General features: G+C 71.5%; 13 protein-coding genes and 1 tRNA gene. 7 read left to right on the forward strand and 7 right to left on the reverse strand.

Annotation, left to right across the window (positions count from 1 at the left end; translation table 11 throughout):
* The first annotated feature begins 8 nt into the window (after nucleotides 1-8).
* From EXE45_RS09835 to EXE45_RS09845, 3 genes are all read left to right on the forward strand, one after another.
* On the forward strand, nucleotides 9-1,859 hold the full coding sequence (locus EXE45_RS09835) for an iron ABC transporter permease (RefSeq protein WP_092919406.1): 1,851 nt from the start codon (nucleotides 9-11) through the stop codon (nucleotides 1,857-1,859).
* A complete protein-coding gene (locus EXE45_RS09840) occupies nucleotides 1,849-2,994 on the forward strand; it encodes an ABC transporter ATP-binding protein (protein ID WP_137694219.1) in 1,146 nt (381 codons plus the stop codon). The genes EXE45_RS09835 and EXE45_RS09840 overlap by 11 nt, the downstream gene beginning before the upstream one ends.
* 430 nt (nucleotides 2,995-3,424) lie before the next feature.
* Nucleotides 3,425-3,682: a hypothetical protein gene (locus EXE45_RS09845; RefSeq protein WP_092919402.1), complete on the forward strand. Its 258-nt coding sequence runs from the start codon at nucleotides 3,425-3,427 to the stop codon at nucleotides 3,680-3,682.
* Between the two features lie 54 nt (nucleotides 3,683-3,736).
* Here the strand turns inward: EXE45_RS09845 and EXE45_RS09850 are convergent, their stop codons facing one another.
* Nucleotides 3,737-6,121 (reverse strand): amino acid permease, encoded by a 2,385-nt coding sequence (locus tag EXE45_RS09850; RefSeq protein ID WP_137694220.1) that lies wholly within the window; start codon nucleotides 6,119-6,121, stop codon nucleotides 3,737-3,739.
* Nucleotides 6,122-6,290: 169 nt separating this feature from the next.
* Between EXE45_RS09850 and EXE45_RS09855 the strand changes: the two genes are divergently transcribed.
* The gene (locus tag EXE45_RS09855; protein ID WP_137694221.1) at nucleotides 6,291-7,400 is read left to right on the forward strand and encodes an alanine--glyoxylate aminotransferase family protein; all 1,110 of its coding nucleotides are present in this window, start codon (nucleotides 6,291-6,293) and stop codon (nucleotides 7,398-7,400) included.
* A gap of 41 nt (nucleotides 7,401-7,441) precedes the next feature.
* Here the strand turns inward: EXE45_RS09855 and EXE45_RS09860 are convergent, their stop codons facing one another.
* The 3 genes from EXE45_RS09860 to EXE45_RS09870 form a co-directional block, all read right to left on the reverse strand.
* Entirely contained in the window at nucleotides 7,442-7,726 is a 285-nt protein-coding gene (locus tag EXE45_RS09860; protein ID WP_092919398.1) for a hypothetical protein, read from the reverse strand.
* A gap of 73 nt (nucleotides 7,727-7,799) precedes the next feature.
* Nucleotides 7,800-8,099 carry a DUF424 domain-containing protein gene (locus tag EXE45_RS09865; RefSeq protein WP_092919396.1) on the reverse strand — a complete coding sequence of 100 codons (300 nt, stop codon included), beginning with the start codon at nucleotides 8,097-8,099 and terminating at the stop codon, nucleotides 7,800-7,802.
* The gene (locus EXE45_RS09870; protein ID WP_137694222.1) at nucleotides 8,100-9,059 is read right to left on the reverse strand and encodes a tetratricopeptide repeat protein; all 960 of its coding nucleotides are present in this window, start codon (nucleotides 9,057-9,059) and stop codon (nucleotides 8,100-8,102) included.
* 110 nt (nucleotides 9,060-9,169) lie between these two features.
* On the opposite strand from EXE45_RS09870, the gene EXE45_RS09875 reads away from it, so the two are divergent.
* Both EXE45_RS09875 and EXE45_RS09880 read left to right on the forward strand, forming a co-directional pair.
* On the forward strand, nucleotides 9,170-9,865 hold the full coding sequence (locus EXE45_RS09875; protein WP_092919392.1) for an SdpI family protein: 696 nt from the start codon (nucleotides 9,170-9,172) through the stop codon (nucleotides 9,863-9,865).
* Nucleotides 9,866-9,965: 100 nt separating this feature from the next.
* A complete protein-coding gene (locus EXE45_RS09880; protein ID WP_137694223.1) occupies nucleotides 9,966-10,622 on the forward strand; it encodes a hypothetical protein in 657 nt (218 codons plus the stop codon).
* Between the two features lie 52 nt (nucleotides 10,623-10,674).
* On the opposite strand, the gene EXE45_RS09885 is transcribed toward EXE45_RS09880, so the two are convergent.
* A complete protein-coding gene (locus tag EXE45_RS09885; RefSeq protein ID WP_137694224.1) occupies nucleotides 10,675-12,042 on the reverse strand; it encodes a M20/M25/M40 family metallo-hydrolase in 1,368 nt (455 codons plus the stop codon).
* A 104-nt stretch (nucleotides 12,043-12,146) separates the two neighbouring features.
* Here EXE45_RS09885 and EXE45_RS09890 point away from each other — a divergent pair.
* A tRNA-Lys gene (locus EXE45_RS09890) sits at nucleotides 12,147-12,220 on the forward strand.
* A 230-nt stretch (nucleotides 12,221-12,450) separates the two neighbouring features.
* Here EXE45_RS09890 and EXE45_RS09895 read toward each other — a convergent pair.
* Nucleotides 12,451-13,272, reverse strand: coding sequence for an alpha/beta fold hydrolase (locus EXE45_RS09895; RefSeq protein ID WP_137694225.1), 822 nt, complete (start codon nucleotides 13,270-13,272; stop codon nucleotides 12,451-12,453).
* A gap of 152 nt (nucleotides 13,273-13,424) precedes the next feature.
* On the reverse strand, nucleotides 13,425-13,640 hold a 216-nt coding region (locus EXE45_RS20440; RefSeq protein ID WP_199233612.1), incomplete at its 5' end, for a PGF-CTERM sorting domain-containing protein.

Consider the following 13,640-nt stretch of genomic DNA (forward strand, 5'->3'; position numbering starts at 1 on the left):
GCGAGCGCGTGACTGGAGTCGACGGCGGGCGTGCGACCGGTGACGACGACCGGGCGACCGAGGACGGCGGGCGTGCGGACCGGCTGACCCGCCTCCGGGAGGGCGTCGAGTCGCACGCGCTGACCGCGCTCGCGCTCCTCACCAGCGCCGCGCTCGTCGTCGCCTTCTACTATCCGACCGCGACCGTCCTGGTCGAGGCGGTCGTCGTCGACGGCGCCGTCACCCTCCGCGTCTTCGCGGACGTCCTCACCGACCCGTTCTACTTCGGCGAACTCGCGCGGCTGCTGTCGGGCGAGTCCCCGGCCGCGGTCGCGCGCTCGCTGCTCTCTCCGGACCGCCGGCTGGGGATCGTCGGCTTCACCGCGTACCAGGCGGCCCTCTCGACGGTCGCGAGCGTCGCCCTCGGGCTCCCGGCCGCCTACCTGCTCGCGCGCTTCGAGTTCCCCGGCCGGCGGACGCTGCGCTCGCTCACCATCGTCCCGTTCGTCCTCCCGTCGATCATGGTCGCGGTCGGGTTCGTCGCCACGTTCGGTGAGAACGGTACCCTGAACGCCGCCCTGACCGCGCTCGGGCTCCCGCCGGTCGACCTGCTGTTCACCCTCGAAGCGGTCGTGATCGCTCACGCGTTCTACAACGCGCCGCTCGTGGCGCGCGTGACGACCGCCGCGTGGGAGTCGGTGGACGCGAGCGCGGTCGAGACCGCCCGGAGCCTCGGCGCCGGTCCGGTCCGGGCGTTCGTCGACGTGGTCGCGCCGCAGGTGTACCCCGCCGTCCTCACGGGCGCGGCGCTCACCTTCGTGTTCACCTTCGGCACCTTCCCGATCGTCCTCGCGCTCGGCGGGTTCGAGCTGGCGACGGTCGAGGTGTTCGTCTATCGCTTGGTGCGCGACCTGAGCTACGCCGAGGCCGCCGCGCTGGCGATCGTCGAACTCGTGATCTCGCTTTCCGTCCTGCTCGCGTACCTCCGGTACGAGGCCCGCAGCTCGACGAACACGCGCGGCGCGCGACCGCTGCCGCGGCGCTCGCTGATCCCGCCGGCCCCCACCCTCCGCGAGCTGCTGCCGCGGGCGGGCCTGGCCGCCTACGTCGCCGTCGCCGGGGTGATCTTCGTCGCGCCGATCGCGTCGATGATCCTCGCGTCGGTGACGGGCGGGGACGGCGCGCTCACGCTCGACCATTACCGGTTCCTGATCGAGCGCCAGCAGACGGGGGCGGCGTTTCAGGTGCGGCCGTGGCCCGCGATCCGGAACTCGCTCGCGTTCGCGGCGGCCGCGACCCTGCTCGCGCTGCCGATGGGCGTCGTCGTCGCGGTGTTGACCACGCGCCGATATCGGGGGCGAACCCTGGTCGACGCGGCCGCGATGGCGCCGCTGGCGGTGTCGGGGATCATCGTCGGCCTCGGACTGCTGCGGGGGCTCGTGTTCGGCGTCGAGGTCGCCGGCTGGCGGATCGCCGCGAACGGCGCGGTCGCCATCGTCGTCGCGCACGCGGTCTCGGGCTACCCGTTCGTCGTGCGCACCGTCTCGCCCGGGCTCTCCGGACTGGACCGGTCGCTCGTCGAGTCCGCGCGGGCGCTCGGCGCCTCGCGGGCGCGGGTGATCCGCGACGTGGAGCTCCCCTTGGTCTGGCCCGCGGTCGTCGCGGGCGCGGCGTTCGCGTTCGCGATCTCGATCGGCGAGTTCACCTCGACCGTCGTGCTGGCGACCGGCGCCGACGCGTACACGATGCCCGTCGCGATCGAACGGTTCATCGGGCGGCGGCTCGGACCGGCGACCGCCATGGGCGTCGTCCTGCTCGTCGTCACCGGGCTCAGCTTCGTCGTCATCGAGCGGCTCGGAGGTGACCACCGTGGGCTCTGAACGCGGCACGGAAGTCGCGGGAGACATCCCCGTCACCGTCGAACTCGACGGCGTGACGAAGCGCTACGGCGAGACGGCCGCCGTCGACGACGTGAGCCTCCGGGTGCGCGAAGGGGAGTTCTTCACGCTCGTCGGCCCCTCCGGCTGCGGGAAGACGACCACGCTCCGGCTGATCGCGGGGTTCGAAGAGCCGACGCGCGGGACGGTTCGGTTCGGCGGGGAGTCGATGGCGGGCGTCCCGCCCGAGGACCGCGACGTCGGCGTCGTGTTCCAGAGCTACGCGCTGTTCCCGCACATGACCGTCGGGGAGAACGTCGCGTACGGGCTCAACTTCGCCGAGCCGCCCGGGGGAATGACCCGCGACGAGCGCGTCGCGGAGCTGCTCGAACTGGTCGACCTCCCCGACGCCGCCGACCGCGAGCCCGAGAGCCTCTCTGGCGGGCAACAGCAGCGGATCGCGATGGCGCGGGCGCTCGCGCCCGGCCCCGACGTGCTCCTCTTGGACGAGCCGATGAGCGCGCTCGACGCGCGGCTCCGGGAGCGGCTTCGCGCGCAGGTGAAGGAGATCCAGTCCGAACTGGGAATCACCACGATATACGTCACCCACGACCAGGAGGAGGCGCTGGCCGTCTCCGACCGCGTCGCGGTGATGAACGACGGGACGCCCGAGCAGGTCGCGGCCCCGCGGACCGTCTACCGCGAGCCCGCCACGCGGTTCGTCGCGGCGTTCGTCGGCGACAACAACGTGTTCGCCGGGGAGGTGATCGACGCGCCCGCCGCGGGAGAACTCGCGGTCGACGTCGACGGCGGGGACGCCACCCTGCGCGTCGGGGTCGGCGACGGGCGCGACGTCGACTCGCCGAGTGTCGGCGACCGGATCTCCTTCTGTGTCCGGCCGGAGAACCTCCGCGTCGCGGGCGCGGACGGAAATTCCGGAGACGACGCGGCTCCCGCGGGCGAGAACGCGCTGAGCGCGACCGTCGCCAGCGCGGAGTTCCTCGGCGAGACGACGCGGGTCACGTTGGACTGGGAGAACCGCGACCTCGTCGTCCGCGTCGTCGACCCGATCGACGGCGCGGTCGCGGTCGGGTTCGACCCCGAAGACGCGCATGTGATCGAAGTCAAGAATCGGTGAACGACGAACGCTTATAAATGGAGTGCGGTGGCGCGTGCCTGCGAGGCCGCTTTGCGGCCGAGCAGCACCGCGCGAGGGACGCCGCGAGCGACGCGGGCGACCGAAGGGAGCCCCGAGCGAGCGGCGAGGCTGGGGAGGCGTGAGGTTGCCGTGCGGTCGCAGTCGGGCGGGACTCAAAGGGGCAGCCGGCGAGGCGGGCGCAGGCGACGTAAGCACCGAACGAGGGAGCGATAGCGACCGAGTGAGGCGCACAGCGAGCGTGCGCCCGCCTCGCCGGCTGGGGCTTTGGAGGTATCGTCCGTCGATCTATAGACAGTCATTTATAAGCGAACGATTGGGACTTTGGCGGCGTTCACCGAGGGACGACGGACGTACCAGTAAACGTATCGAGGCGACACGCCTTACCCCGCGCGCCCCGTGAGACGTACGTATGGCCTCCGAGGCGTGCGACGTCTGCGAGCGGTCCGTGCGGATCGCCGGCGGGATCGGCGATCTGTGGAACTTCGCGTTCGAGTCGACGCAGGGACTCACGCTCGAACTCACCGACGACTCGGAGTTCTTCCTCTGTTTCGAGTGCATGGAGCGGCTCCCCGACGACCACGAGCCGACCGCCGAGGACGTCGCCGACCTCCGCGAGCGCACCGACCCGGTCGAAACGGACGGCAACCACTTCTGGCACTGGGGCTGACACGGCTCGACTTCGAGTCCGCGCCCGCGGCGACCGAGGAGGAAACGCGTCGCGTCAGTCCGCCTGCGACTCCTCGCCCGCGTCCGATCCCCCGTCGATCTCGGGCGTCGACGGCTCCGGCTCGACGCCGGTGTCGGCGGCCGTCTCCGTCGCGTCGGTGACGTCGTTCGACCGCGCGCCGCTCCCGAACAGCCGGGCGAGGATGCCGCGGTCGCTCTTCGGCTCCGCGAGCAGCACGGAGCACTCCACCTCGCCGAGCACGTCCAAGACGAGCGACCCGCGGACCAGCCGCGAGAGCAGCCCCTTCTGGGTCGCGCCGATGATGAGCATCGACGCGTCGCGGGCGGCGCGCTCGATGCTGGTCTCGACGTCGCCCGTCTCGATCCGCAGCGCCGCGTCCGAGAGGTCGTGCGCGTCGGCCCACTCGGAGAGGAACGTCCGGCCCGCCTCCTCCTCGCCGGCCTCGGTGACGTGGAGCAGCGTGACCTCGCCGCCGAACTCGACCTGGAGCATCTTCGCGACGGCGCCCGAGAGGTCCGAGGCCGGGCCGCCGGCGGTCGGCACGAGGATGCGCGAGGCGTCGAACCCGCGGTCGCGGAACACGAGGAAGTCCGAGGGGAGCGAGTACGCCAGCTCGTCGACGGCGGACTCGGCGCGCCCCGGCGCCCCGTGGGAGTCCTCGCCCCAGCCCATCACGGTCATGTCGGCGCCGTAGGTGCGCGCGGCGTCGAACACCTCCTCGAACACGCGGTGCGAGAGCACGACGTGGGTCTCCACGTCGACGCCGAACGTCTCCGCGTCCTCGCGAGCCTGGTCGAGGAGGCCGTGGGCCGCCTCGTGGGCGCCGCGGTCGCGCGCGGCCTCCAGCGAGGTCTGGTCGGGGACGTTCGCGATGTTGACCGCGACGACCGTCCCGTTCCGCTGCTTGGCGATTGCGGACGCGAGGGTGATCAGGTGCTCTTCGGTCTTGGGGTTCGCGAGCGGCACCATCACCCGGTAGTCGTCGCCGCTCGGCTGGACCGACGTGGCCGCCGACACGGCCGCCTTCGGCAGCTCGTCGGACCGGTCGAGGATCCACGTCCCGAGCACGCCGCGCGCCTCGACCTTCCCGCGGGCGTACAGCAGGTACCAGAGCAGCGCGAAGACGACGAGCCCGGCGGACAGCAGGATGATCGTCGGGTCGATGTAGTAGATCAGCGCGAACGACGATATCGTCCCGATTATCGGAACGGCCGGGTAGAACGGCACCTCGAAGTCCGGGTCGTACCCCTCGACCGCCGACTCGCGCATCACGATGAGCGCGAGGTTGAGGAGGCCGTACACCACCAGGTGTAACACCGACCCCATCGTCGACAGCGACTCGACGCTCCCGGCGAGGAGGAACACGACGATGAGCGCGCCGGTGAGCGCGATCGACTTGTACGGCGTGCCGAACCGCTCGTGGATCTGGTTGAGCGACGGGGTGACGATCTTCTCGCGGCCCATCGCGAAGTTGATCCGCGACGACGAGAGGATCGAGGCGTTCGCGGAGGAGGCGGTCGCGAGCAGCCCGCCGATCAGCAGCATGCCGGCGCCGACGGCGCCCAGCGAGAAGCCGAACACCTCGTACCGACCGAACAGGAGGCGGGCGGCGTCGACGACCGCAGTCTCGTTGTTCGCGACGAGTTCGTTCGGCACCGCCGCGAGCAGCACGAGCAGGAACAGCGCGTAGACGACCGTGACGATGACGACCGAGCCGAGGACCGCGAGCGGGAGGTTCCGCCCGGGGTTCTTGATCTCCTCGGCGACGGAGGTGATCTGGACGAATCCCAGGTACGAGACGAAGATGATCCCGGTCACCGGTAACACCTGGCTCGTCGTGCCCGGCGGCGCGAGGGGACGCAGCGACGACATCTCGGCGTTCAGCAGGCCGACGACGGTGAAGACGGCGAGGATACCCAGAAGCGACATCACGATGACGATCTGAAGCCCGCCCGTCTCCTTCGCGCCGAAGTAGTTGACCGCGATGAAGAGCAGCGCGCCGGCGAGGCCGATCACCTGTGCCGCCTCCAGCGTCACTATCCCGAGTCCGACCGGTTCGAGCCCGACGAGCGCGTTGACGTACTCGCCGAAGCCGTACATGTAGAAGGCGGAGGCGAACGCGAGCCCGAGCCAGTTCGCCCAGCCCGCGACGGAGCCGAACATCGGGCCGAGCGCGCGGTTGACGTAGAAGTACGCCCCGCCGGACTTCGGCATCGCGGTCCCGAGTTCGGAGGCCGACAGCGCGGTGAACAGGGCGATCACGCCGCCGAGGACGAAGGTGAACGCCGCGAGCGGCCCGGCGCGGGCGACCGCGGTGCCGGGGAGGACGAAGATGCCGGCGCCGATCATCGTCCCGATCCCGATCGTGAGCGCCGCGAGCGGGCCGAGGTCCTTCGCGAGTTCCTCGTCGCCGCTCACGGCGGCCCACCTCGGGCGGTTGTAACTCTCCGGGCGTGTATCATACGTTCTTTCGTTTCTCCGTTCGTATAAACCCGATTGATCCGGGCAACGCCGCCGGTCTCGTTTTTGAGCGTATCACAAGGACCATACCGTCTCGCGACGCGGTACGATCCAACAGGTGGATCCCGTGACGAAGAAACGCGAATACCGCGACGACTACGACGACAAGACGCTGTACATCCCCGGCCCGACCGAGGTCCGCGACGACGTGATCGAGGCGATGACCGAGTCGACGTTCGGCCACCGGATGGACCGGATGACCGACCTGTACACCACCATCGTGGAGGACACGAAGGAGTTCCTCGGCACCGACAACGAGGTCGTCATCCTCACCGGCTCCGGCACGGCGTTCTGGGAGGCGACGACGCTCAACCTCGTCGACGAGCACGTCCTCGTGCCGACCTGCGGCGCGTTCAGCGAGCGCTACGCCAACGTCGCCGAGCGACTCGGGAAGGACGTCGACCGACTGGAGTACGAGTGGGGCGAGGCGGTCAAGCCCGAGGACGTCCGCGAGGCGATCGAGACCGCCGATGTCCAGTACGACATGGTCGCGGGCGTGATGAACGAGTCCTCGACCGGCGTCCGCAATCCGATCGAGGAGATCGGCGACGTGCTCACCGAGTACCCGGACACCTACTTCGCCGTCGACGCCGTCTCCTCGCTCGGCGGCGACTACGTCGACATCGACGCGCACGGTATCGACGCGATCTTCGCGTCCACGCAGAAGGCGTTCGCGATGCCGCCGGGCCTGGCGGTCTGCGTCGTCAGCGACGACGCCTACGACCGCGAGGTCGAGAAGGGCGACTCCTCGTGGTACGGCGGGTTCCGCCGCACCATCGACTACTACGACCGGAAGGGCCAGACCCACTCGACGCCCGCGATCCCGATCATGTTGGCGTACCGCAAGCAGATGAAGCGCATGCTCGAGGAGGGCCACCGCGCCCGCGACGAGCGCCACCGCGAGATGACCGAGTACGTCCACGACTGGGCCGCCGAGCACTTCGCGATGTTCCCCGAGGAAGGGTACGAGTCGCAGACGGTCGCCTGCATCGAGAACACGCGGGGGATCGACGTGGCCGCGACCATCGAAGCGGTGAACGAGAGGTACGACATGGCCTTCTCGAACGGGTACGGCGACCTCGGCGAGGAGACGTTCCGGATCGGCCACATGGGCGAGCACACCGTCGAGAGCGTGACGGAGCTCACCGACGCCATCGAGGACGTCGCCGGGCTCTGATCGGGGTCTCGGCCCCCACGCCGGCCCCAGTCCCTCCCGTCTCACTCCGCGTCGGAATCGGTGACCAGTTCGATCCGGTAGATCCGACCGCCGGCCTCGGTCCGTTCGGCTCCGACGACGACGAAGGCGTGGTCGTCGACGTCGACGATATCGCCCGTGTCGAGCGGTTCGGTCGGCTCCGCGTCTCTGTCGCGCGCTCCCCCGACGGCGTCCGCGCCGACGCCGAGCGCGGCCTCGCCCCGGTCGATCGCGCGCCGCCAGAAGGCGTCCGAAGGGGGTCGCGGCCCCACCCGCGACGCCAACTCGCTCCGCGTGAGTCGTCTCATCGGATTCGCCTCGTCGCGCGCGCCCTTAGCCGGATCGGATCCCGACGAGACGGCCGCGGACGCCGCACCGCCCTCACAGCCAGAGCAGCTGCGCGTGCCGCGTCTCCTCGAACTCCAGGACCGTCTCCTCGTCGACGAGGCCCGCCTCGACGGCGACGCCGACCGCTTCGGTGCCGACGATGTTCGCGACCTGCGCGCGCCGGAGCCCGGCGATCACCTCCGCTTCGGTCGCCTCGACGGCGCCGTCGCCGCCGTAGAACTCCTCGCTCACGGTGAGCGTCACCGGACCGTCCTCGTACGTCTCACCGAGGCAGTCGGCGTCGCAGACGGAGACGAGCCGCCCCTCGGGGGTCTCGCGCTCGCGAAGGAGCATTCAGAAGCCCTCTGGCCCTTCGCCCTGGAGCTCTCGCTCCGGTCCCTCGCGTTCGCCGTCCTGCCCGCTTCGACCGCCGCCCTGCCCGCCGCGACCGCCCGGACCGGGCTGACCGCCCTGCCCGCCGCGACCGCCCGAACCGGGCTGACCGCCCTGCCCGCCGCGACCGCCCGAACCGGGCTGACCGCCGCGACCGCCCGGACCCGGGGCCTGGCCGGTCTGCTCTTCGATCAGCTGTTCTTCCGTCTCGCGGCGGAGCTCCTCGGCCTGGTCCGCGACCTCCTCGGCCTGCTCGTGTTCGCCGGCCTCCTCGAGCGCCCGCGCCTTCTCCTCTAAGACGCCCGCGTCGCGGTAGCCGAGGCGGATCGCGTTGTCGAAGCACTTGACCGCGTCCTCTGCGAGCCCGCGCTCGACCAGGAGGAACCCGCGGTTGTACCACGCTTCGGCGAAGCGCGGGTCGGTCTCGACGGCGCGCTCGGCGTGCTCGAGCGCCTGCTCGCTCCGGCCGGACTCCCAGAGGGCGTACGCGAGGTTCGTCTCGGCGGTCGCGGCGTGCTCGGACTCCTCGTCGATCCGCAGCGCCTCCTGGTACGCGCCGATCGCCTGGTCGAACTCCTCCAGCTGTGCGTGGGCGGCGCCCTTGTTCACCCACGCCTCCTGGGCCTCCAGGGAGTCCTCCTCGGCGAAACGGGCGGCGCGCTCGAACGTCTCCGTCGCCTCCTCGAAGCGGTTGATCCCCATGTACGAGAGGCCGACGTCGATCAGCTGCTCGACATCGACGTCCTCGCTGCCGATGTTCCGGCGGTCGAGCTCCTCGGTCAACACGCGGGAGTCGACCGGGTCGACGCGGCTCGGGTCCTCGCCGAGCTCCGGCGGGTCCAGCGTGAACGCGTCGTAGTCGGCGTCGACGCCCTGCCCCGAGGAGAACTCGTGGCCGTCGTCGTCGCGTTCGTCGGTCATACCCCCTGATTGGCTGCCGCGACGCGTAAGGGTTGCGTCGCACCGGGCGCTTCGAGGGCGATTCCCACGGCCGGGAGTCTTTTATTGCCGCGGGCGTCGTCTCGACGCGTATGCCCTCCGAGTCCCGGCTGTCCACGCGGCTTCGATTCGGCGTCGCGGCCCTCCTCGTCGCCGTCGGCGCCCTCGCCAGCCTCGCGGTCGCACCGAGCCTCCCCGAACGGATGGTGACGCGGTGGAACGCCGCCGGCGACCCGACCGGAACGCTCCCGCGGACCGCCGGGATGTGGCTCGTTCCGGGCCTCGCCGCCGGGCTGATCGGCCTCTTCGCGCTGCTCCCGCGGATCGATCCCCTCCGCGAGAACGTCGCCGCGTTCCGGGTCCACTACGACCGGTTCGTCGTCGTGATCACCGCGTTCCTCGTCGCCGTCCACCTCGCGGTGCTCGCCGTCAACCTCGGCTACGCGGTCGACGTGACGACGATCGCGGTGGCCGGCGCGGCCGCGCTGTTCTACTACGTCGGAACGCTGCTCCCCCACGTCGAGCCGAACTGGTTCGTCGGGATCCGAACGCCGTGGACGCTCAGCGACGACGCGGTTTGGGACCGCACCCACGCGCTCGGCGCCCGACTGTTCAAGCTCTCGGCCGCGGTCGCGGTCGTGGGCCTCTTCTCCGGCGAGTACGCGGTGTACTTCCTCGTCGGGCCGGCGCTCGCGACCGCCGCGATCACCGTCGGGTACTCGTACGTCCTGTACGCGAGAGGGGCGAGCGAGGGGGACGACGACGCGGCGGCCCGGACCGCGAAGTAGGTCGGGCGCCGACGGCCCGTCGACGCGTCGGCACTCCGACGCGCTGGCGAGTTCCGCCCCGGTGCCCGGCGTTTATACCCGCGGCCCCGAAGAGACGTGTATGACCGAGGAGTCACGCGCGGACCGACGCTCCCCCGTCGGCGAGCCGGTGGTCCGGGCCGACCCGGCGGTGACGGGCGACCGGGCCGCAGACGCGGTGGGGTTCGACCCGAGCGATCCGGACAGCGTCGCCGAGGCCGCGGAGACGGTGGCCCGCTTCGCGGCCGGCGACGTCGGCGACGACGACAACGTGTTGATGCTGCGCGGCGCCGCCGCCTGCGCGGCGCTCGTCCGCGGCGTGGGGTCGTACAAGGAGGCGGCCGAGCGGGCCGGCGAGGGCGTCTCCGTCGCGTTCATCCGCAAGTGGGCGAGGGTTCACGACCTCCCGCAGGCGGTCCGGCGACAGGTCGCGAACGGGCGGATCGCGCCGAGCGCCGCGAAGCACGTCGCGCGGCTCGGCGGTCGGGACCGCTACCTGCTCGCGTGGGCGGCGATCGACGGGGACCTCACGGTCCGGGAGGTGCGCGCGGTCGCGTCCGCGGTCAACGACGGCGCCGACATCGAGACCGCGGTCCGGGACGCCGGCGTCGAGCTCGGTCGCCTCCAGCTCCGACTTCCGCCCGAGACGTACGTCGAACTGCGCCGCCGCGCCTCGATGGAGAACGTCGAGCCGGGGGCGCTCGTCGCGGACGCGCTCGACGAGTACCTCTCGGAGTAGCGAACGGCGGGCCCCGACCGACTCCGGCGGGTCGAGAGCGACCCGCCGACGGCTACGCCGCGGCGTCGTTCGCGAACCGCTCCGCGGCGGCCGCGATCGCCTCTCTCGCCCGGACGACCTGCCCCCACGCGATCGTCTCGTCCGGGTAGTGCGCCTCGTCGATGGTGCCGGGACCGAACAGCACCGCCGGGATCCCGGCCGCGACGAAGTGGCGCGAATCGGCGCCGTACGTCGCGCCCCGCGGTTCGACGTCCGGGAGCCCGGTCGCGACGAGTCCGGCGCGGACCGCCTCGACGACGGGCTCGTCGACCGCGATCTCGGCCGGTTCGAACTGGACGGAGAACCGCTCGAACCGAGGCGGGCGCTCGCGCAGCCAGGGGTCGTCGGCCGCGACGCGCTCCAGTCGATCGCGGAACGCGGCCTCGACCTCGCTCACCGTCTCGCCCGGCGCAACGCCGATCCGGAACTCCGCGCCGAGCGTCGCCGGGACCGTCGACGCCCACGAGCCCGCCTCGACCCGGCCGCAGACGACGGGCCAGGGGACCGGGAACCGCTCGTACAGGGGATGGTCGACCGACTCGCCGCGCTCCGCCTCCAGCTCCATGAACGCCTCCCGGATCGCCTCGAACCGCGGCAGCACGTCCTCGCCCCGCCAGCGAGTGGCCGCGTGGGCGCTGCGCCCGTCGATCTCCAGCCGAGCCATGAGCGACCCTTCGCAGGCGACGACGGGTCGGAGCTCCGTCGGCTCCGCGACGATCGCCGCGTCGCGCTCGAAGGGGTACGGGGTCGCGAGCGCGGCCGTCGCCGCGCCGTAGCCGCCGTCCTCCTCGCCCGCGACGGCCTCGACCACGAGCCGAAGCCCGGACGGCGGGAGGTCGATCGACCCGTCCGCGACGCCCGCCCGCACGTCCACCGCGGCGCCGACGCAGGCGGCGAGTCCGGACTTCATGTCGGCCGCGCCGCGGGCGGTGAGGGTCTCTCCGACCCCGTCCCCGCCGGCGGCGTCATCGATAAGTCGTCCCTCGGCGTCGCGCCAAACCGGCTCGAAGGGGTCGCTCGACCACTCGGAGGGCTCTGCGGGGACGACGTCGAGGTGGCCGTTCAGGACGAGGGTGGGGACCGGATCGTCGTCGTCTTCGCCGACCGCGCCGCCCGCGCCGTCACCGTTACCCGCGTCGCTCGCGCCGCCGAGTTCGAGGACGCCCGCGACGCTGCGCCGTCCCTCGACGGCCGTCGCGTCGAGGTCGTCCGGGAAGGAGGGGTGGTCCGCGAGGAGGGCGGGATCGGCGTCCCAGGCGTGCGTCTCGAAGCCGAGGTCAGCGAGTCGCTCCGCGACGAACGCGGCGGCGGGCCCCTCCTCGCCGGCGGTCGAGCGGTGCCGGCAGCAGTCGGCGGCGAACGCGCGCATGTCGAACTCCATGTTCGCGGCGAGGGCGGGGGGTCGGAAACCGTTTCGGGTGTCGATCGTCCCGCTATCGCGGTTCTAAACGTTTATCCGTCGGCTGGCCGTACAGCGATTCGTCTGGGCCGGTAGCTCAGTTAGGGAGAGCGTCCGGCTTTTAACCGGACGGTCGGGGGTTCGAATCCCTCCCGGCCCGTACTCCTCGCGGCGAGCACTCCGCGAGCCGCGAGGCCGTCGAAAAGGGAGGGATTCGAAGAGGCCAGTCGCGCGCAGTGAGCGGAGCGAACGAGCACGTCTGGGCGTGGTTCGAGTCTCGTCGCACCCGACGGGTGCGACTGACCCACGCTCGCTTCGCTCGCGTGGATCCCTCCCGGCCCGCTGTCACCGGCGAGCGGCGTCGCTACATGATGAGCAGTTAAACGACGGTCACTCCTCCCGACCGACCCACTCCGGCGCCGCCGCTCGACAGTCGAGCAGCGTCCCGAGGTGGTCGGTCTCGGCGGTCTCCAGCGTTCCGTCGACCGCGTCGACGAGCGTCCGGACGGGCGAAAGCGGCGTGTTCTCGTCGCTCGTCCCGTGCCAGACGCGAACCGGGACACTGACCGAATCGGTGTCGAGCGACCCGCTCGCGAACGCTCGGTTCTCGCGTTCGACCGCCTTCGCCCCGGGGGCGAGGGCCTCGTGGAAGTCGGCCGCCACCGCCTCGGCGACCGGGTCGGAGACGGACCGGTCCGTGTACTGCGAGACGACCGCGCTCGGGCCGGAGACCGACGCGACCACGTCGGAGATTCGGAACACGGCGCGCAGCGCGAACGGGACCGACGCGAGCGTCGCGAGGGCGTTCTCGGCCGGCGGGACGACGCTGCTCACCAGCCCGACCCGAGCGACGCGGTCGTCGCTCGCAGCGGCGAGCGCAAACGGGCTGCCGGCGGAGAACCCGAGGACGCCGGCCCGGTCGACCGATTCCGCGTCAAGGAGTTCGCCGAGGTCGGCCGGCCAGTCCTCCCACGACCAGTCACCCGGGGGCGGCGAGGAACGGCCGTATCCCGGGCGGTCGGGAACGAGGAGCTGAACGCCGACCTCGATCGCGGAGTCCGACAGCAGCGCCCCGAACAGCCGCGATCCGGGCGTGCCGTGGTGGACGACGACCGGGAAGCCGTCGGGATCGCCGCCGGTCGCGTACGAGAGGGTGCGGCCGTCGGGGAGGGTACACGCATCTGTCGAGAGCGCCGCGGAGTGAGGAGACATCGTGGGACCTACGCGACGGTTCTCGGAGGAGAGGAAAACGGCTTGCGGTGTCGCGGCCCCGAAATCGCGAGCGACGTCGCTCCGGTGGTCTCGCGCGGCGGTCGCTCGTCGGGGTGAAAAAACGGAGAAGGCGGGCGTTCGTCCGGGGCTGTTCAGTCGTTCCGGCGGGAGACGAGCAGCGCGGCCGCGACGAGCGCGACGAGCGCGACGAGCGGACCGAAGCCGGGGATGCTGCCGTCGCTCTGTCCGTCACCGTCGTCGCCGGTACCGTCGCCGGTATCGTCACCAGTGTCGTCGCCGGTACCGTCGCCGGTATCGTCACCAGTGTCGTCGCCGGTACCGTCGCCGGTATCGTCACCAGTGTCGTC

Source organism: Halorubrum sp. SP9, assembly GCF_005435015.1.
Taxonomy (GTDB): Archaea; Halobacteriota; Halobacteria; order Halobacteriales; family Haloferacaceae; genus Halorubrum; species Halorubrum sodomense.

Excerpts from the sequence above, each read along its gene's own strand:
- EXE45_RS09860 (WP_092919398.1), bottom strand. The coding sequence starts at position 7,726 with ATGAGACGACTCACGCGGAGCGAGTTGGCGTCGCGGGTGGGGCCGCGA.
- EXE45_RS09865 (WP_092919396.1), bottom strand. The coding sequence starts at position 8,099 with ATGCTCCTTCGCGAGCGCGAGACCCCCGAGGGGCGGCTCGTCTCCGTC.
- EXE45_RS09845 (WP_092919402.1), top strand. The coding sequence starts at position 3,425 with ATGGCCTCCGAGGCGTGCGACGTCTGCGAGCGGTCCGTGCGGATCGCC.
- EXE45_RS09875 (WP_092919392.1), top strand. The coding sequence starts at position 9,170 with ATGCCCTCCGAGTCCCGGCTGTCCACGCGGCTTCGATTCGGCGTCGCG.
- EXE45_RS09870 (WP_137694222.1), bottom strand. The coding sequence starts at position 9,059 with ATGACCGACGAACGCGACGACGACGGCCACGAGTTCTCCTCGGGGCAG.
- EXE45_RS09885 (WP_137694224.1), bottom strand. The coding sequence starts at position 12,042 with ATGGAGTTCGACATGCGCGCGTTCGCCGCCGACTGCTGCCGGCACCGC.
- EXE45_RS09880 (WP_137694223.1), top strand. The coding sequence starts at position 9,966 with ATGACCGAGGAGTCACGCGCGGACCGACGCTCCCCCGTCGGCGAGCCG.
- EXE45_RS09895 (WP_137694225.1), bottom strand. The coding sequence starts at position 13,272 with ATGTCTCCTCACTCCGCGGCGCTCTCGACAGATGCGTGTACCCTCCCC.